General features: G+C 52.7%; 16 protein-coding genes. 14 read left to right on the plus strand and 2 right to left on the minus strand.

Annotated features, from left to right (window positions below):
* Positions 1-423: 423 nt before the first annotated feature.
* From ACQK2L_RS16490 to galE, 6 genes are read left to right on the plus strand one after another with little or no spacing between them, the layout of a single operon-like run.
* Positions 424-1,674 carry a glycosyltransferase family 4 protein gene (locus ACQK2L_RS16490; protein WP_425398124.1) on the plus strand — a complete coding sequence of 417 codons (1,251 nt, stop codon included), beginning with the start codon at positions 424-426 and terminating at the stop codon, positions 1,672-1,674.
* A 39-nt stretch (positions 1,675-1,713) separates the two neighbouring features.
* Positions 1,714-2,712 (plus strand): GHMP kinase, encoded by a 999-nt coding sequence (locus tag ACQK2L_RS16495; protein WP_425398125.1) that lies wholly within the window; start codon positions 1,714-1,716, stop codon positions 2,710-2,712.
* A 56-nt stretch (positions 2,713-2,768) separates the two neighbouring features.
* Entirely contained in the window at positions 2,769-3,326 is a 558-nt protein-coding gene (locus ACQK2L_RS16500; RefSeq protein WP_425398126.1) for an SIS domain-containing protein, read from the plus strand.
* Between the two features lie 9 nt (positions 3,327-3,335).
* Positions 3,336-4,457: an NAD-dependent epimerase/dehydratase family protein gene (locus tag ACQK2L_RS16505; protein WP_425398127.1), complete on the plus strand. Its 1,122-nt coding sequence runs from the start codon at positions 3,336-3,338 to the stop codon at positions 4,455-4,457.
* The gene (locus ACQK2L_RS16510; RefSeq protein ID WP_425398128.1) at positions 4,454-5,806 is read left to right on the plus strand and encodes an HAD-IIIA family hydrolase; all 1,353 of its coding nucleotides are present in this window, start codon (positions 4,454-4,456) and stop codon (positions 5,804-5,806) included. The genes ACQK2L_RS16505 and ACQK2L_RS16510 overlap by 4 nt, the downstream gene beginning before the upstream one ends.
* Positions 5,803-6,789, plus strand: coding sequence for a UDP-glucose 4-epimerase GalE (gene galE / locus ACQK2L_RS16515; RefSeq protein WP_425398129.1), 987 nt, complete (start codon positions 5,803-5,805; stop codon positions 6,787-6,789). The genes ACQK2L_RS16510 and galE overlap by 4 nt, the downstream gene beginning before the upstream one ends.
* Before the next feature lie 47 nt (positions 6,790-6,836).
* Here the strand turns inward: galE and ACQK2L_RS16520 are convergent, their stop codons facing one another.
* Positions 6,837-7,778 (minus strand): glycosyltransferase, encoded by a 942-nt coding sequence (locus ACQK2L_RS16520; protein WP_425401101.1) that lies wholly within the window; start codon positions 7,776-7,778, stop codon positions 6,837-6,839.
* A 452-nt stretch (positions 7,779-8,230) separates the two neighbouring features.
* Between ACQK2L_RS16520 and ACQK2L_RS16525 the strand changes: the two genes are divergently transcribed.
* Positions 8,231-9,547, plus strand: a complete 1,317-nt coding sequence (locus ACQK2L_RS16525) for a nucleotide sugar dehydrogenase (RefSeq protein WP_425398130.1) — start codon at positions 8,231-8,233, stop codon at positions 9,545-9,547.
* A 56-nt stretch (positions 9,548-9,603) separates the two neighbouring features.
* On the opposite strand, the gene ACQK2L_RS16530 is transcribed toward ACQK2L_RS16525, so the two are convergent.
* Positions 9,604-10,119, minus strand: a complete 516-nt coding sequence (locus tag ACQK2L_RS16530) for a glycosyltransferase (protein ID WP_425398131.1) — start codon at positions 10,117-10,119, stop codon at positions 9,604-9,606.
* Between the two features lie 351 nt (positions 10,120-10,470).
* Between ACQK2L_RS16530 and ACQK2L_RS16535 the strand changes: the two genes are divergently transcribed.
* The 7 genes from ACQK2L_RS16535 (at position 10,471) to ACQK2L_RS16565 (ending at position 17,187) form a co-directional block, all read left to right on the plus strand.
* The gene (locus tag ACQK2L_RS16535) at positions 10,471-11,481 is read left to right on the plus strand and encodes an NAD-dependent epimerase/dehydratase family protein (protein ID WP_425398132.1); all 1,011 of its coding nucleotides are present in this window, start codon (positions 10,471-10,473) and stop codon (positions 11,479-11,481) included.
* Positions 11,482-11,553: 72 nt separating this feature from the next.
* Positions 11,554-12,111, plus strand: coding sequence for a dTDP-4-dehydrorhamnose 3,5-epimerase (gene rfbC / locus ACQK2L_RS16540; RefSeq protein ID WP_425398133.1), 558 nt, complete (start codon positions 11,554-11,556; stop codon positions 12,109-12,111).
* A gap of 195 nt (positions 12,112-12,306) precedes the next feature.
* Positions 12,307-13,263: an NAD-dependent epimerase/dehydratase family protein gene (locus tag ACQK2L_RS16545; RefSeq protein WP_425398134.1), complete on the plus strand. Its 957-nt coding sequence runs from the start codon at positions 12,307-12,309 to the stop codon at positions 13,261-13,263.
* On the plus strand, positions 13,256-14,245 hold the full coding sequence (locus ACQK2L_RS16550) for a glycosyltransferase family 2 protein (protein ID WP_425398135.1): 990 nt from the start codon (positions 13,256-13,258) through the stop codon (positions 14,243-14,245). The genes ACQK2L_RS16545 and ACQK2L_RS16550 overlap by 8 nt, the downstream gene beginning before the upstream one ends.
* Before the next feature lie 7 nt (positions 14,246-14,252).
* On the plus strand, positions 14,253-15,191 hold the full coding sequence (locus ACQK2L_RS16555) for a sulfotransferase family protein (RefSeq protein ID WP_425398136.1): 939 nt from the start codon (positions 14,253-14,255) through the stop codon (positions 15,189-15,191).
* The gene (locus tag ACQK2L_RS16560) at positions 15,128-16,240 is read left to right on the plus strand and encodes a glycosyltransferase (protein WP_425398137.1); all 1,113 of its coding nucleotides are present in this window, start codon (positions 15,128-15,130) and stop codon (positions 16,238-16,240) included. The genes ACQK2L_RS16555 and ACQK2L_RS16560 overlap by 64 nt, the downstream gene beginning before the upstream one ends.
* Before the next feature lie 41 nt (positions 16,241-16,281).
* Positions 16,282-17,187 (plus strand): methyltransferase domain-containing protein, encoded by a 906-nt coding sequence (locus ACQK2L_RS16565; protein ID WP_425398138.1) that lies wholly within the window; start codon positions 16,282-16,284, stop codon positions 17,185-17,187.
* Positions 17,188-17,235: the final 48 nt, after the last annotated feature.

Below are 17,235 nucleotides of genomic sequence, written 5' to 3' on the forward strand. Positions count from 1 at the left end.
TACGCGCAGTGCTAAGCCAACTCATGTTGGAGCTACCGATCCCCAAGCTAAAATCCCCCTAGATTACAATCCCCCAGAAAACTCGCAACTCGTCAGTCAGAATAGCGGCGGCGTGAACCCCAGTCAAGCAATAAGCGTCAAACTAGGCCTATTCAGACAAGATCACACGGATTTATCAATGTGATAAACACCGCGGTGCGATGGGCGTTTCAACAACTCCAGTATTATCTAGCGTTGAACCCACCTGGGCGTACCGAGCCAATAATCCTCAAAGTGGATAGGTCGCACTCGATTGCAGCGACCTTTCCTTAGTATCAGAGCACCTTCTTGCGACACTGATTTTAGTTCCATTGCACCATTCATTTTCCCCGATTACTGTGTACATCTTCTAGTAGACACGCCGGGGACCAAGCTTCGCCAACGATGATTCACTACATCACCGATATTGGAGTTGGCAACGCTTGGGTAGCCAATGAATTGCGTGAGGTCCATGATGCGCAGATTCCATTTGCCCTGCACTCAATGCGCCGTCCACAGGCAACACATCATAAGTCCCAATGGGTAAAGGACTTCGAATCTAACACACATGTCATCTACCCAATGCCGCTTGCCGCTTCGCTGTGGGCATTTGTCTTAGCCCCCGTCCTATTTGGCAAACGTTTTTTTGGCGCAGCCTGGAACTCACTTACCGGTGATCGCGAGAATTGGCGGGCCCGCCTTGCAGGGATTGCCCACTTCTACACTGCGTGCTACTGGGCGCGCGGCTTACGCAACATGGAAGTAGATCACGTCCATGCGCAGTGGGCCCACTCTGCCGCCACGATAGGGATGTACGGATCTTGGTTACTAAACAAACCATTTAGTTTCACCGGACACGCATGCGATCTATTCCGCGACCGAGTCGCCTTGCGAGACAAGATTGAACGCGCAGAGTTCATTGTTTGCATATCGACGTTCCACAGAGAACTGTATCTGGAAAATGGAGCGCGACCAGAGCAACTCATCATTGTCTATTGTGGTATTGACCCGACACATTTCCAGTCGAGCACCGAAGTGCTATCCACTAGACCAGGTTTTGAGATCCGCGTTGTTTGTCGCTTGGTTGAAAAGAAGGGAATTCCCTACTTGATCGACGCATGCCGAATGCTGATCGACAGGGGGATAAACGACATGCACTGCACCGTGGGCGGATCTGGGCCGCTTGAAAACTCACTCCGCGAGGAGGTCAAGAATGCCGGGCTGGAGCACCATTTCACGCTTACAGGGACAGGTGTCAGCCAAGAAGAGCTGCCTAGTTTCATGAGTGCTGGTGATGTCTTCTGTCTACCATGTGTTTGGTCCTCGGATCAGGATGTAGATGGTCTGCCACAGACCCTCATGGAAGCGATGGCTTGCGGAGTACCAGTAGTATCGACAAGGTTGGTTGGCATTCCCGACCTTGTGGTCCATGAGGAAACAGGTCTTCTTGTGGAGCCCAACAACTCCTGTCAGCTTGCAGATGCGTTGCAACGTCTGCACGACGATATAGAGCTCCGCGACAAACTGGCTGAAGCTGGTCGCCAATGCGTGGTTGAACACTTCGATATTCACAACTGCCTGGCCCCCCTGTTAAGCCGTTTTCGTGAGAAATGTCACTCTACCGCCGCTGAGAGTCGAGAGCTTACCACCGTTTAGCGGTCCTCCGTCCGTCCAATATTCCCCAGCAGAAGTTTCGTGATTATCTCGCAAACCCCATACCGTGTGAGCTTCGCTGGAGGTGGTACTGATCTGCCTGCTTTCTACGAACATGAAGAAGGCGCTGTGCTTTCAATGGCCCTTGATAAGCACATGTATGTTACAGTCAGCCCTCGATTCGATGCTTCTACCCGAGTGGCATATACTCGTACCGAGATCGTGGAAAACGCCTCCACCTTGTCGCACACCATAGTTCGTGAGGCACTGAAACTAGTTGGGCTTGGTCCGCACCTGGAGATTACTACCGTAGGAGACGTACCTGCAGGTACTGGTCTCGGTTCTAGTAGCAGCCTAACCGTGGGCTTACTAAATGCGCTTTACGCATACGTCGGTCGAATCACGAGTCACGACAAGCTGGCAGAGGAGGCGTGCCACATCGAGATGGACCTACTGAGCAAGCCCATTGGTCGACAGGATCAGTATGCTGCAGCCTTCGGGGGTGTGAATTATATCCGTTTTCACCCTGGAGGCATCGTCGATGTCGAGCCCGTACCGTGCACGGGAGACACACTGGGAGAGCTGACAAGATGGACCCTGCTGGCTTACACCGGCAAGCAACGTGAGGCGGACGACATACTGGTTCAGCAGAGCTCGGGAACTAGCGAAAAGATGGCCACGCTTCGCGCCATGCGAGACCTAGCACACGAACTCCGAGCCACACTTACAGGCACTCCAGACTTGGAGCAATTTGGACAGTTGTTGCATACAGGCTGGGAGCTAAAACGATCGCTCGGCTTCGGAATCACGACCAGCCAGGTAGACGAAATGTATGCCGCTGCGCGAAGTGCCGGTGCAATTGGCGGAAAACTCCTTGGAGCCGGGGGTGGCGGTTTCATATTATTGTTGGCACCGCCCGAAAAACACTCAGCGATACGAGAGGCTTTGGGACATCCGGTCGAGTTGGACTTTGGGGTCGACCGGCGTGGCAGTCGTCTCGTATTTGTCAGCGACCACCAGCGACTTGTGCGATCAGAATAGGGGGAAATTAAGTGACCAGCTCCAGCTGCAGCACGGCTTCGGCCTACTTGACTGAAATGTCGCAGACTCTTGGCGACTTGGACCACCAGGCAATCGATTCCTTGGCCGGCGTAGTATACGCTGCTTGGCGGAAGGACCAGCTTGTATCGACTCTTGGCAATGGTGGCAGCGCATCGACCGCCAGCCATTTCGTTGCAGACTTAGTCAAGACTGCTGCGGTGGACGGCCAGAAGCGACTGCGCGCTATTTGTCTTAGTGACAATATCGGCCTGCTCACAGCTATTGGAAACGACATTCACTACGGTGACACGTTTCAATATCCGCTAGAAGCATTTGCCCGGCCCGGAGACACTCTCATCGCCATTAGTGCATCGGGAAACTCGCCTAATGTTGTACGAGCTTGCGAGTTCGCTCTGACTAATGGTGTTCAAACCGTTGCTCTAACCGGCTTCACTGGTGGGGCGATCGGTGACATGGCAGATTTGCATGTCAACGTACCGTCCTGCAATTACGGTATCATTGAGGACTTGCATCTGGCCATCGGACACATGATCACACAATCACTGAAGGCGCGCATTCTCAGCGATTGCGATTCCTCAAACCCAGCGACATGAGTAGTTGACATGCGAGCATTGATCACAGGAGGTGCAGGTTTCATCGGCTCCCACACTGCTGATGCGTTACTGGCACGCGGATACGATGTCAGGATCCTGGATAGCCTGGAAGAGCCTGTGCACCCCCAGCATAAGCCGCCCCAGTATCTGGATTCGCGAGTAGAACTGATCCGTGGAGATGTTCGTGACGAAGATATGCTCCTGGCCTCGATGCAGGGCTGCGAGGTGATCTATCACCTTGCCGCCTTTCAAGACTACCTACCGATTTTCAGTCGCTTCTTCGACGTCAACGTGACCTCGACTGCACGGATTTTTGAGTTGATAGTTCGCGAAAAACTACCTGTAAACAAGGTGATTGTCGCCAGCAGCCAAGCAACACTGGGTGAAGGGCTATACCGCGACGAAAAAGGTCGCGACTGCCTTCCAGATATTCGGCCGACGGAGCAACTGGAGAAGGGCCTGTGGGATATTGAGTCTCCAGATGGCTATGTTGGCAAGCTGAGTTGGCAGCCAACCACGGAAGAATTCGCAAACGCACAGAACCAATATGGGTTGAGTAAGATTGCAGAAGAAAGTGTTGCGCTTCACTTGGGGAAGCGATACCAGATTCCTACTGTGGCGATGCGATACTCAATCGTCCAAGGGCCAAGGCAGAGTTTCTACAACGCATACAGCGGCGCATGTCGCGTGTTCTGCCTTAGTTTCCACCAAGGGTTGGAGCCGGACATCTTCGAAGACGGAGAGCAGATTCGCGATTTCGTCAACATCCACGACGTGGTTGACGCGAACATGCTGGTGCTGGAGGATTCGCGTGCAGATTATCGGAAATTCCATGTTGGTGGAGATCGCGCTTACACCGTATCGGAGTTTGCGAAAGTCGTTGCTTCCGTTTACGAAGTGTCGGACTACGAGCCGCGACCTAGTGGAAAGTATCGGTACGGTGACACTAGGCACATCTATTCCGACGTCAGCAACTTAAAGAGTCTCGGATGGACCCCACAGCGATCTGTGGAGCAAAGCGTCTTGGCCTACAAAGAGTGGCTAGATCAAGCTGATAGCGCTGCGAGCATTCTTGAATACTGCAATCAGCAGATGCAGAAGCTCGGAGTTGTCCGTGAGGTCCAAAAATGAAGCAGAGCTCTGGCGTAGCCACGAAGGCATTGATACTTGCTGCTGGAAAGGGAACTCGCTTACGGCCGATCACCGATCGCACGCCCAAGTGCCTTGTACCCGTTCACGATCGCCCTTTGCTTGAGTATTGGATAGAGAAACTAGAGGCAGCGGGTATTCAAGATGCCTTGATCAACACCCACCATTTACGGGATCAAGTGGTCGAATTTATACATTCGATGAACGCCCGTGGAAGTGTCCAAATTCGAGAGCTATATGAACCAGAGTTGCTTGGTTCGGCAGGGACTGTTAGCGCTACCCGGTCCTGGTTCGAAGGTGCACAGCACTGCCTAATTATCTATGCGGACAATCTGTCGAGTATAGATTTGGGTGAGTTTCTTCAATTCCACCAATCGCATTCAGATCCTTTCTCAATGGCCCTGTTTCATTCTGCGTCGCCACGGTCATGTGGTATTGCTGAATGCGATGAGGTTGGGCGGATCATTGCCTTTGAAGAGAAACCGGAGCACCCGACTAGTGATCTAGCGAACGCCGGGGTGTACGTTCTCAATGCGGACGCATTTCAGGAGATTGCTGAAAGCAACGCTTTTGATCTGGGACATGACGTCTTGCCAAAGTTCGTCGGTCGAATGCGAGGTTGGACCATCGACGGCTACCATCGCGACATTGGTACTCTCGACTCGCTAGCCGCAGCACATGCGGAAAGTACCAGGCAGAACATTTTGGCAGCCAACCCTGGCGCAAAGGCGCCCAGTGCAGCTGTCTTCCTCGACCGCGATGGCACGCTAATCCGCCATGTCCATCACTTAACAAGCCCGGACGATGTCGAGCTGCTTCCAGGCGCCGCCGAAGCTATTGCGGCGTTTCAACAAGCAGGATTCAAATGCATCGTTGTAACTAACCAGTCAGTAATTGGTCGCGGACTCATCGATGCGTCCGGGCTCACGAAGGTCCACGATGAAATCAACCGCCAGTTAGCAATGCATGAGCTTAAAATCGACGGTTGGTATCATTGCCCGTTTGCACCGCAAGTAACGGACCCCAGAGTGATTGAGCATTTTGACCGCAAGCCCGGCCCCGGAATGCTGTTTCGGGCTGCACGACAACTCAATCTGGAAATATCGTCATCTTGGATGATTGGAGATACCGTCAGTGACGTTCTGGCGGGCCAGAACGCTGGATGCTACGGCTCGATTCTCCTCGGCGGACCCGAACTGGACACTGAAGAACTTCTAGCAGATGGCACCTTTGAAGTCTCGGCTGACTTGCGTGCAGCTGCCCAACTGATACTCGACTCAATGCATAAAGAACCTGCCGCAAAGTCGAACCAACAAGAGCAACAATCATGAACATTCTCGTTACCGGAGGCGCTGGCTACGTTGGAAGCGCATGTCTTCGTCATTTGCTGCAGTTAGGTCACAAAGCAATCGCTTACGACAACTTGGCGCAAGGGCACCCCGAAGCAGTCCCCGCGGGCAGTTTTATTGAGGGTGACATTGCGGACACGACGCGCCTTACCCAGGTTCTGCAGGAGATGGACGCCGATGCCGTTATGCACTTTGCGGCTGCTACGTGTGTAGGCGAATCCGTTGAGCATCCGGAGTATCATTACGCGAATAATGTCGCGGGCACACTCAGCCTCCTCAATGCAATGCGTGCAGCCAATGTAGAGCGAATGCTGTTCTCTAGTACCTGCGCAACTTATGGAGACAATCCTAAGCCACCAATGAACGAAAAAACGCGGCAAGTTCCCTGCAGCCCTTACGCCCGCACGAAACTCGCCGTGGAGTGGATGATCTCGGATTTTGCGAGCGCATACGGACTGGGCTATACACTTCTCCGCTACTTCAACGCCGCCGGTGCATCCCCAGATGGAATGTATGGTGAAGACCACAACCCAGAAAATCATCTCATTCCTTTGGTGCTCCAGGTGCCCCTGGGACAACGCCCATTGATCAAAATATTCGGCGACGACTATCCAACACCGGATGGAACCTGCATTCGCGATTACGTGCACGTTGACGACTTGGCAAGAGCACATTCACTAGCTATCGAAGCCACCACACCGAGGACTCACGAGGTGTTCAATGTTGGAACTGGCAACGGCCAATCCGTTAAGCAGATTCTCAGGGCTTGTGAAGAAGTTGTAGGATCCGAAATTGCCTACGAAGTCACTGCAAGGCGTCCGGGAGATCCACCGGCATTGGTGGCTGATCCGTCCAAGCTCAAGAAGGAACTCGGTTGGAAGCCGAGATATGAACAAATAGAAGACACCATCGAGACGGCTTGGAAATGGCACAAGTCCCATCCCGCAGGTTATGGTACCACTTGAACTGCTAAGTCCCGCAACTGATTGGACACCAAGGAACGTCAGACGGACTATTGACTCGCTTCTCCATTGCGCCCTCGTAGTGGAAAGTCTCGCTCGATCCGACGATTATGCCCTGCAAGCGTCCGGGCCTTGCCATAGATAAGGCTTTGTCGCTCAAAACGCCTGAGCGCGGCTCGAACATCTTCTTGCTCAAATCGGCGATGACGACGCCACACTGCCTCTGCATAACCAAGTAGTATGCCTACTCCACTTACGACGTAAGGCTTTTCGAACATGCGGTAGGCACTTGCAGCCAGCACATAATACCAGGCGGATCCAATGAAATACTTGCCGCGCCCCCATCGAAGCCGGCCCTCCCAGAAGCTATTCTGGCTCGAACCAATCCGTCGCAAATGGTGAATTCTCACATCGATGTCGCGGATCGACCTTGCTTTCCAGCCGCTGAGCCTGCACATGTGGCCATCGATCGCATCCCAGCCGACGTAGGGCACAAATCCTCCAATCTCCTCGAAGCATTCACGGCGATACAGTTTGGCCGCGCCAACTGAATTCTCGTCGCCAATATGTTCTTCTCGCTCGCCATGCTCGTCCTTCAAATAGGTCTTTCCGGAGATTGTCCCAAGCCAAGGGTCACTCGCAAACTCGTGTAGCAGTCGCTCAAAATAGACTGGCGAGAACTCCAAGTCCGCGTCAAGCTTGCAGAGAAAGTCGTATTCAGCGAGTTCGACCTGCTCGAGGCCAGCCCTAAAAGTCTCAATGACTCCCGGTCCTACGTTTCGCTTACGGCTTGGGTCACATCGCATCACCTCAATGAAACTATACTGGGCAGCAGCTTCTTGCAGGATCTCAGGTGTGCTGTCCGTTGATCCGTCGTCGACGATTATCCACTTCTTAGGCTGGATAGTTTGCGCTGCCACAGAAGCGATAGTACGCGGCAAAAACTCCGCTTCGTCACGGCACGGAGTGACAATTAGATATCGAGGTTGCATTGTCAAACTGTTCGCTCCTCAGCGAGGTAACCTACGAATGAAAACCTAAACTTAGCCAGGGGTTGAATTTCACCCGCTGGACAGCTTCATTTCCTGGACAATTAGCTCAAAACTAGATCATAGACCAAACTTGGGAGGCCACAATAACAATGGCCTCCTAGGGATCCTTGCACTCGGACAAGACGGGTGATGCTTATTAGGCTTGGGCCGATTATTCCTAAAGTGATAAACTCAGTTGGCGAGCAACGCCCCCAGCCGCAACGGTGTCGATTCAGGGCTGCAAATTGCCAAGCCTGCAAGTTGGCGGTAGATACTGGATCAACTAAATTAGTAAGCTGAATGTTGATTGTAGAGTCCCGCCGGACACCTGTGGGATTGATGAAATCAAAGTTGGTGCTTGAGGCTTCTCATGCCCTTAAGTGTTTCTGAGTCACATAATAATTGAAGATGCAATGAAATCACTCGAAGACAAGATACGCAATCGATCAGCTTTGGTATCCGTAATTGGCTTAGGGTACGTAGGCTTACCACTGGTGAGAGAGTTCGTGCGAGGGGGATTCTCCGTACTCGGTTTCGACTGCGATCAAGAGAAGGTCGATCAATTGCAGTCTGGCCGAAGCTACATCGGTCACATTCCCTCCGAGTGGATTCGAGAGTGCATGGAGAATCAGTCCTTCCAGGCCACCGCCGATATGGATCGATTGAGCGAACCCGATGCAATCATCGTCTGCGTCCCGACTCCGTTAACTGAAAGTCGCGAACCTGACCTGAGTTATGTAACGAACACGGCAGCGCACATTGCATCGCGACTGCGAGAGAACCAGCTAATCGTCTTAGAAAGCACAACTTACCCTGGCACAACTAGAGACGTACTTCGGCCGATTCTGCAGGAGTCAGGAAAGCTGGCCGGCGAAGACTTCTTCTTGGCATACAGCCCCGAACGTGAAGATCCGGGCAATTCAGAGTTCACTTCCAGGAGCATTCCGAAGCTCGTTGCTGGATGCGACGAGTCAAGCCTTGAGCTCGCTTGCCAACTCTACGCAAACGCGTTTAGCACCATTGTTCCTGTTTCTTCGTGTGAGATAGCCGAGGCAAGCAAGATACTCGAGAATACATATCGTGCAGTGAACATCGCTCTGGTGAATGAGTTAAAAAAAGTCTTCCTGAAACTGGACATTAGTATCTGGGAGGTAATTGAAGCAGCCAAAACAAAGCCCTTCGGATACCAGGCGTTCTACCCAGGTCCTGGACTTGGCGGGCACTGCATTCCCATCGACCCATTTTATCTCGGCTGGTTGGCCCGGCGACACGATGCATCCACGCATTTCATCGAACTGGCGGGGGAAATCAACACAAGCATGCCTGAATTCGTAGTACAGCGTGTATCGGAGGCACTAAACTCGGTGGCGAAGCCAATTAAAGGTAGTTCGATATGCGTGCTGGGGGTCGCATACAAGCGGGACGTCGATGATACGCGTGAAAGCCCCGCATTCAAAGTCATCGAGTTGCTTGCGCACCACGGTGCACAGGTTACATTCAGCGACCCTTACGTCGACCAGATACCAAAGACACGACATCGCCAAATCGGAGACCTCCGTCATTCACCATTGACGCCTGAATACCTGCGGAAGCAAGATTGTGTCGTGGTCGTCACCGATCACTCCAATGTAGACTATGATCTGGTTGCAGCGCACAGTTCTATTATCGTTGACACCCGCAACGTGTACAAAACGCGTGCTGCGAAGTCAGCAACGATCGTACCCGCTTAAGCAACCACAGCTTGGTTGTCCTCGAACTGGGGTGATGCGACGTCGAAACAGTCCTTCTATTTATCGGCAATGAACTTCCGAATTGCATTGATAAGTTGAGCGGACGCTGACCCGCCGCGGTTGTTTTTGGCGTTGTCCAGAAATGCCGCCACTTCGGGATTGTGTTCGAGATCCGAGAGTGCTTTGTTGATTTGAGTTGCGAGGGAGTTTTCGTTGTGGGCTACATAGATGCCCGGATAGTTTTGAAACCGGGCCGCCATTGCTATCTGATGGTCGTTGCGTGTCTCACGGAGAATCGAATGCCTGGGCATCATCACCAGCGGTTTAGCATTCTGCAATGATGTCAGCAAAGTGCCCGTTCCAGCATGCCCCACAACCAGTGATGCAGAACGGAGTTGGAAACCGTACTCTTCCGGAGACAAGAATTGCTGATATCGAATGAACCGTGGATGCGTCTGAGTATCGCCAATTTGCGCAAATACATCACTCCGGTTCTCGAGACTTGCCCACTCATCCACTGCCCGGATAAGCCGGTCGAATGGCGTATGGGTTCCGACTGTGACAAAAATCATAGATGTCTCTTCAGTCAACGTTCCAGATCTAGGACATAGAAACGGTACAACCCCCGTAGTTGGTACATCCAGCTCTGTCGAAGGAAAGTCCTACAGGAGCTGAAGCTTAAGCATACGGCCAGAACAAGCAACATGAGCCGAAGCAGTCTGGTATTATAGTCCATTCAATAGAATGTAAGCTTCCCCTGCATTCCTGTAGTTTTTCTAGTTTCGAGAAACGACTTCGATCCCAAGAGTGCTGCAGTGCCCTTACGAACGCGCTTTCCTTGTTTCATAAAGCCTTGCTGATTACGATAAAGCACTGCACTGCCTGCCCCTCGCGTAGCCTCCATTAGATATCAGGAACAACTCGTGGCAAATGTCCTTGTAACAGGCCATCTCGGCTATATTGGAGTTCATCTCGTAGATGTCCTGATGTCAGCAGGGCATCGGGTTGTAGGGTGCGATCTTGGCTTGTTTCAAGGGTGCAACTGGCAGCCCATTCCAAAACCCGACCGCGAGATTGTAGGCGACGTTGCCAAGCTGAGTGAGACGGACCTAGATGGCATCGATGCGATTTGTCACCTGGCAGCTATAAGCAACGATCCCATGGGAGATCTCGATCCCCAGCTAACCTTACAAGTCAATCGTGACTCTTCGGTCGAGTTAGCACGCTTGGCCAAATCGGTTGGCGTAGAACGCTTTTTGTTCTCTGGCTCATGTTCAGTGTATGGTGCAGGTGAAAAACTGGATCTTGACGAAAAGGATCCGCTGAATCCTTTGACAGCCTATGCCCAAAGCAAGATTGAAAGTGAAGCGCGGATTTCAGAGTTAGCCGGTGATGGGTTCAGTCCAGCCTTTTTGCGCAATGCTACGGCGTATGGGGACTCACCGATGCTGCGTATCGACCTAGTCGTTAATAACTTGCTTGCGTCTGCATTGTCTTACGGTGAGATACGCATCAAGTCTGATGGATCACCTTGGCGCCCACTCATACACTGCCGTGACATCGCTAGAGCATTCTTGGCTTTTGTCGAAGCGCCCGTCGAGGTCATACACAATCAAGCTGTCAACATTGGTGGGAACCGCGAGAATTATCAGGTTCGAGATGTTGGAGATCTGGTGAAAGAACTGATTCCTTCTGCTGGCATCGCCTATACCGGAGAAGTGGGTGAAGATCCTCGGAACTACAGGGTTTGCTTTGACAAACTCAATAGACTGTTGCCTGACTTCGAACTGGAGTACGATCTTCCGCGTGGTATGAGAGCTTTGCATCGACAAATGGTCGACTTTGACTTCTCCAAAGATGACTTCGAAGGAGATCGATTCGTTCGTTTGCGGACGCTAAAGCACCGGTTGGATAAGCTGAACCGTGTCGCCTAGCCCGCCTGCTTTCTAATCTCGAGCATCATTGGCCTCTGCCACATTGCCATCCCTTTCCTGGAACTTCAGCATATGCTATTTCACCCGACTGGTCTTGAAGGAGCCCACCTTATCGAGCCCGAAAAACGGGGAGACGACAGAGGTTTTTTTGCGCGAATATTCTGCAAAGACGAGTTTGGCAAACACGGCTTGAAGACCGACTACGTACAAGCCAATAACTCGTTGACGGGCAAATGCGGAACCCTACGGGGCATGCACTATCAGCTTGGGCAGCACTCAGAGACCAAGCTGGTGCGGTGCATCCGTGGTGCATTGTGGGACTGCATTCTCGATCTTCGCCCCGAGTCAGCGAACTTTGGACAGTGGTTCGGTGCAGAGTTGTCGGCTGAGAATCGTATGATGATGTATGTTCCAAAGGGATTTGCTCATGGATTTCTTACGCTCACAGATAATGTTGAAGCCATCTATTTGGTCGATGCTTTTTACGAACCAAACGCGGAACGTATTGTCCGCTGGAGCGACTCAAGATTCCATATAGAATGGCCATCACAGCCAATTTCGCTTTCCGAGAAAGATGCAAATGCACCCGATTTCGACCCGAGGCATCATCTAGAGAATCCATCCAGTTAGGGACATTCCGCATCCAGGGACCATCAATTGCCGCGACCAGGGCCAACAATTGCGAAATATGCGGCGATGTGGAGATTGTCTTCTGATCTCCCCATATTAAAATGGATACCGGCGGCGAGTCGGCAACCTCTTGTACCGCGATTTGCTTGAGGACGCCCCCTAGTGGTTATCCGTACACATACCCCTGTCTGAACCATGCGTGTCTTGCTGACTGGCGCCAGCTCGTTCACTGGCTATTGGTTCGTTCGCGAGCTCACTGAAGCTGGGCACACTGTGTTCGCTACGTACACGCGAGCCTCGGTCGACGAATACGAAGGCGTCCGTGGGAAGCGTGTGAGCAGGCTTTCCGGGGTATGCCAGCAAGAATTCGCCTGCCGATTCGGAGACGATCGATTTCTGGATCTAGTCGGCGAAGTCAACCCTGACGTGTTGTGTCATCACGCTGCGGAGGTGACAGAATATAAGAGTCCTGATTTTGACTACGCGGCGGCACTGCAGGCCAATACGCTTCGTTTGCCTGAGGTGCTGAGACAGCTGAATGCCGTGGATTGCAGGCGGGTGGTATTAACAGGGACTGTCTTTGAAGAGTACGAAGGAGCAGGCAACGAGCCGTCTGTTAGCTTTTCACCTTATGGACTTTCGAAGGCCCTAACCGATAGGGTCTATCGGCACTTTGTGTGTGCAGCCGAGATGTCTCTCGGCAAGTTTGTAATTCCCAATCCATTCGGACCGTTGGAGGAGCCTCGTTTTACGGCCTACCTGGCACGCTGTTGGAATGCAGGGGACGTTGCCCAAGTACGCACTCCTGCATATGTGAGGGATAATATTCACGCTTCGCTATTGGCTAAAGCCTACCGGTTGTTTGTAGAGTCTCTGCCAGAAACAGGTTTCACAAAGATCAATCCAAGCGGATACGTTGAGACGCAAGGGGCCTTTGCCACGCGTTTCGCCAACGAGTTGCGGAAACGCCTACCGTGGGCTTGTGAGCTAGAGTTTGGTGACCAGTTTCAATTCGACGAGCCACCAGTCCGGATCAATACAACTCCAATTGACGTTGTGGGGTTGAATTGGGATGAGTCGCGTGCCTGGGACGCCATTGCAGAATACTACGAAACAGAACTTGCTTCGGGGGGAGCGAGGAGCGATGCCTGAGACTGAGATTCTGATCGTAATTGTATGCTACCGATCCGCTGATTTGGCGATTGATTGCTTGCGCTCGCTCGCGCCGCAAATCTCGGATGTGCCCCGCACGCGAGTCGAGATTTGCGAGAATGGAACAGGCGCGGACTCGCTGGCCGAACTCAACGCCGCGATTGAAGCCAACAACTGGGGTGATTGGGCGAGTGTGGTGCCTGTTTCACCAAATCGCGGATTTGCTGGTGGGAACAACGTAGTATTGCGGGCTGCACTTGAATCATCGCGTCCTCCTCGGTACTTTCTGCTGCTGAATGCAGATACCATTGTCCGCCCAGGCGCAATTCGCTCGCTTTACGATGCAATCGAGTGCCACTCGGATATTGGTATTATCGGCCCCCGTCTTGAGTGGCCTGATGGGACGGCCCAAGGCAGTGCTTTCCTGGACTTCACACCACTCTATGAGTTCATTAAGGCTGCGGCAACTGGCCCAGTCACCCGGTTCTTTCGTCGAGGACATTGTGGCCTCCCGCCCGGCGATCAGCCATATACAGCCGAGTGGATAAGCTTCGCGTGCGCCCTCGTGCGGCGGGAAGTATTCCAGAAATGCGGGCTACTCGATGAAGGGTACTACCTCTACTACGATGATGCGGACTTCTGCCTTCATGCTCGGCGCGAGGGCTGGAACGTGCTTTACTTCCCCCTTGCCCGTGTAGTGCATTTGCGCGGCCGGAGCAATCCACTGAAGACGCTGGCCTCGGAGCGGAAACGCCGCCCCAGATACTGGTATATATCCCGCTCGCGTTACTACGCCAAGCACTATGGTCGCAGCCGATTGTGGCTCGCTAATTTTCTGTGGTGCGGAGGGCGGGCTATTTCACTCGCTCGCGAACTTGTCGGGAATCGCACGAAAAGCGTCTGCGACAGTGAGTGGCGCGATATCTGGACAAACGCCTGGACACCTCTAAAGCACCACGAACCTGCGGACCGTCAGAGTTGAAAGTGCCATGAATCCTGCAAATTCATCGAGTCGAGGCCCGGACTTTATAGTAATCGGTGCTATGAAATGCATGACGTCTACATTGCATGAGCAGTTGGCGGCGCAGCCGGGTGTTTTTATGACCACACCTAAGGAACCGAACTACTTCTCCAATGACGATGTTTACGCTCGTGGCGAAGGATGGTACCGCAGCCTTTTTTCCGAATCCCAGGAACACGACCTGTGCGGTGAGTCCAGCACTCACTACAGCAAACTACCCACCTATCCAGAGACGGTCGAACGAATGCGGACTGCGTTTCCGCAAGTCAAACTCGTCTATGTCATGCGACACCCAGTGGATCGCCTTGTGTCGCAATATGTGCACGAGTGGACAGAACGCCGAGTGTCATGTTCGATTAACGAAGCAGTAGATGATCTACCAGAAATGGTTGACTACAGTAGGTATGCTTATCAACTAGCTCCCTACCTGCGCACGTTCGGCCCAGAAAATGTATTACCAGTGTTCTTTGAACGTCTGCGCGCAACACCACAGTCGGAGATGGAAAGAATAGCCGATTTCCTGGGCTGCGGACTCAAATTCGTTTGGAATTCAGACTGTGAGGTGCAGAACCAATCAGATCAACGATTGCGCACCAGCTGGCTTCGAGATGCTATTGTCTATGCGCCGGGCGTTTCCTGGTTGCGTAGAACCTTAGTCCCCAAGAACATCCGCAATCGCGTCAAGTCGTTTTGGAAGCTTCCCACCGAGCCAACATTGAGCAAGCAGGTAGAAGCTCAGCTTGTCGACGTCTTTAACCGCGATCTCCAAGTGCTTGGCGATTGGCTTGATGTAGATCTCACATGTGATCGATTCCGGGAAGTAACGAGCCAGTTCCTCCCACGATGGCGATGCGATCTAAGCGAAAAACTCGCCGAGGAAGTGACACGACAGGAGGCATTGGCTTGATCACCGAGTGCACGAGTCGATCTGCGGTTGGCGCGGTGGCCATCGGTCGCAACGAAGGGCAGCGTCTGCGCGCATGCCTGGAGTCACTCGTGCGGGACCTGGACCAAGTTGTCTACGTGGACTCTGGCTCGGATGATGATAGTCTCTCGATTGCTCAGGCGCTGGGCGTCGAAATAGTACAGCTTGATACACGCAATGGATTTACGGCCGCACGTGCCCGAAACGCTGGCATACAACGTTTGCTGGAAGTCGCTCCGGGGCTTGAATTCGTCCAGTTCGTCGATGGCGACTGCGAAGTGGTTGAGAACTGGATCGACAGCGGTCTATCGCTGTTGCGTGAGAACCCTCAAGTCGCCATTGCCTGCGGTAGACGACGTGAGATCGAACCAACTCGCAATATCTATCATCAACTCGCCGATATGGAGTGGAATGCCACGCCAGGCGAGACGCATTCATGCGGCGGCGATGCCCTTGTTCGACTTGAGGCGTTTCAGCAAGTCGGTGGGTATCGGGAGTCCCTGATCGCTGGTGAAGAGCCAGAGCTTTGTACACGGTTGCGAAAGAACGGCTGGAAAGTGTGGCGGTTGGACCGAGAGATGACGCTGCACGACATTCGCATGACACGATTTCGTCAATGGTGGCGGCGCACTGTCCGCGCTGGCCATGCTTACGCTGAAGTTGCGGCTCTACACGGCTCGCTTCGCGAGCGCTACCGCTGGCGAATGCTGGTCGGTATGTGGTTCTGGGTCCTGCTACCAGTAGCTGCAATCGCGCTGCTGCCAACGTTGGGAGTCACCACATTACTGGCAGTTGCAATCGCTTACGCGTTGCTGATTTTGAAGGGCACTATACAACGCCAACGTCACCATAGCGAATCCATGTCCAATTCCATTCTGTACGCATTTTCGTGCGCTCTAGCTAAATGGCCGCAGGCGCTGGGCACCCTCAAATACCTACGGAATCGCATCTCTGGCTCCCGCTCGCAGTTGATGGAATACAGTCAACATGCCATGCAAACATGCGATCACCAGCAATCGCAGCAAGTTTAGATCAAAGTCACCACCATTATTTGATTGAATAGGCTCTGAAAATGGTCTCTTTGAATGAGTGTCCGGTCTGTAGAAGCTCGCAACTGCTACCAAGCTTTGATACATCAATAGACGCACTAGGCAACGTGTGGCACTTGGATACCTGTGGCAACTGTACGCTGACTTTCGTCAATCCTCGACCCGATTGGAGTGAGTTGGCCCCCTACTACTCCGACGCCTATGCACCGTACTCGAAAACTCACAGTGCAAGTAGCATCGACAGTGAATCCACAGTCTTGGCCGAGGCCCGCCAGTCTGGTGCATTGCGGCATGCTCCCGTGACACAGGGAACCCGCTTGTTGGATATTGGCTGCGGCGGAGGATATTTCATGAGACTGGCTACCAAACTAGGGGCATTAGTAGAAGGAATTGAGCCGAATGAATTCGCCGCGCAGCAAGCCCGATCCGATGGCACTGCTGTGTTTACCGGTACACTTCAAGACTATGTTAAACAGAGCAACGGCAAGCGATTCGACGTCGTGACAATGAACCACGTATTAGAACACACTCCCGACCCGGTAGAAGAGCTGCGCGCAGTATCCGACCTGCTGGAAAAAAATGGCGCATGCGTCATCGCTGTCCCGAACTCCGAGCATTGGGCAAGCAAGTATCTCAAAGACCGCTGGCACAGCGCCGACATTCCGAGACACTTGGTGCACTTCACACGGCGTAGCCTAGAGACCACTGTAAAGAACGCTGGTTTGCAAATCCAGGAGGTCAAATCGGCCAGTTTGCTTAGAGGTGCTGTTAACTCACATATTGCGTGGTTTCGACACAGCTACAAAGTACCTCGGACTGTTTCGAAGAAAATCATTCCGCTGTTCTACAATCTCATCAACAATCAGATGCAGCGTGTGGACCGTGAAGGTTTGGGGGAGGCACTGATTGTGAAGATAGGCCACCGATAGACGCGGATCGATGAGTGTCCACAGCCTAACCCCAAATTCGGAAAGTGT

It is taken from the genome of Aeoliella sp. (genome assembly GCF_965227375.1).
Taxonomy (GTDB): domain Bacteria; phylum Planctomycetota; class Planctomycetia; order Pirellulales; family Lacipirellulaceae; genus Aeoliella.

Coding starts and splice junctions, on each gene's coding strand:
- ACQK2L_RS16490 (WP_425398124.1), top strand. CDS start 424: ATGATTCACTACATCACCGATATTGGAGTTGGCAACGCTTGGGTAGCC.
- ACQK2L_RS16500 (WP_425398126.1), top strand. CDS start 2,769: ATGTCGCAGACTCTTGGCGACTTGGACCACCAGGCAATCGATTCCTTG.
- ACQK2L_RS16505 (WP_425398127.1), top strand. CDS start 3,336: ATGCGAGCATTGATCACAGGAGGTGCAGGTTTCATCGGCTCCCACACT.
- ACQK2L_RS16510 (WP_425398128.1), top strand. CDS start 4,454: ATGAAGCAGAGCTCTGGCGTAGCCACGAAGGCATTGATACTTGCTGCT.
- galE (WP_425398129.1), top strand. CDS start 5,803: ATGAACATTCTCGTTACCGGAGGCGCTGGCTACGTTGGAAGCGCATGT.
- ACQK2L_RS16520 (WP_425401101.1), bottom strand. CDS start 7,778: ATGCAACCTCGATATCTAATTGTCACTCCGTGCCGTGACGAAGCGGAG.
- ACQK2L_RS16525 (WP_425398130.1), top strand. CDS start 8,231: ATGAAATCACTCGAAGACAAGATACGCAATCGATCAGCTTTGGTATCC.
- ACQK2L_RS16530 (WP_425398131.1), bottom strand. CDS start 10,119: ATGATTTTTGTCACAGTCGGAACCCATACGCCATTCGACCGGCTTATC.
- rfbC (WP_425398133.1), top strand. CDS start 11,554: ATGCTATTTCACCCGACTGGTCTTGAAGGAGCCCACCTTATCGAGCCC.
- ACQK2L_RS16545 (WP_425398134.1), top strand. CDS start 12,307: ATGCGTGTCTTGCTGACTGGCGCCAGCTCGTTCACTGGCTATTGGTTC.
- ACQK2L_RS16550 (WP_425398135.1), top strand. CDS start 13,256: ATGCCTGAGACTGAGATTCTGATCGTAATTGTATGCTACCGATCCGCT.
- ACQK2L_RS16555 (WP_425398136.1), top strand. CDS start 14,253: ATGAATCCTGCAAATTCATCGAGTCGAGGCCCGGACTTTATAGTAATC.
- ACQK2L_RS16560 (WP_425398137.1), top strand. CDS start 15,128: ATGGCGATGCGATCTAAGCGAAAAACTCGCCGAGGAAGTGACACGACA.
- ACQK2L_RS16565 (WP_425398138.1), top strand. CDS start 16,282: ATGGTCTCTTTGAATGAGTGTCCGGTCTGTAGAAGCTCGCAACTGCTA.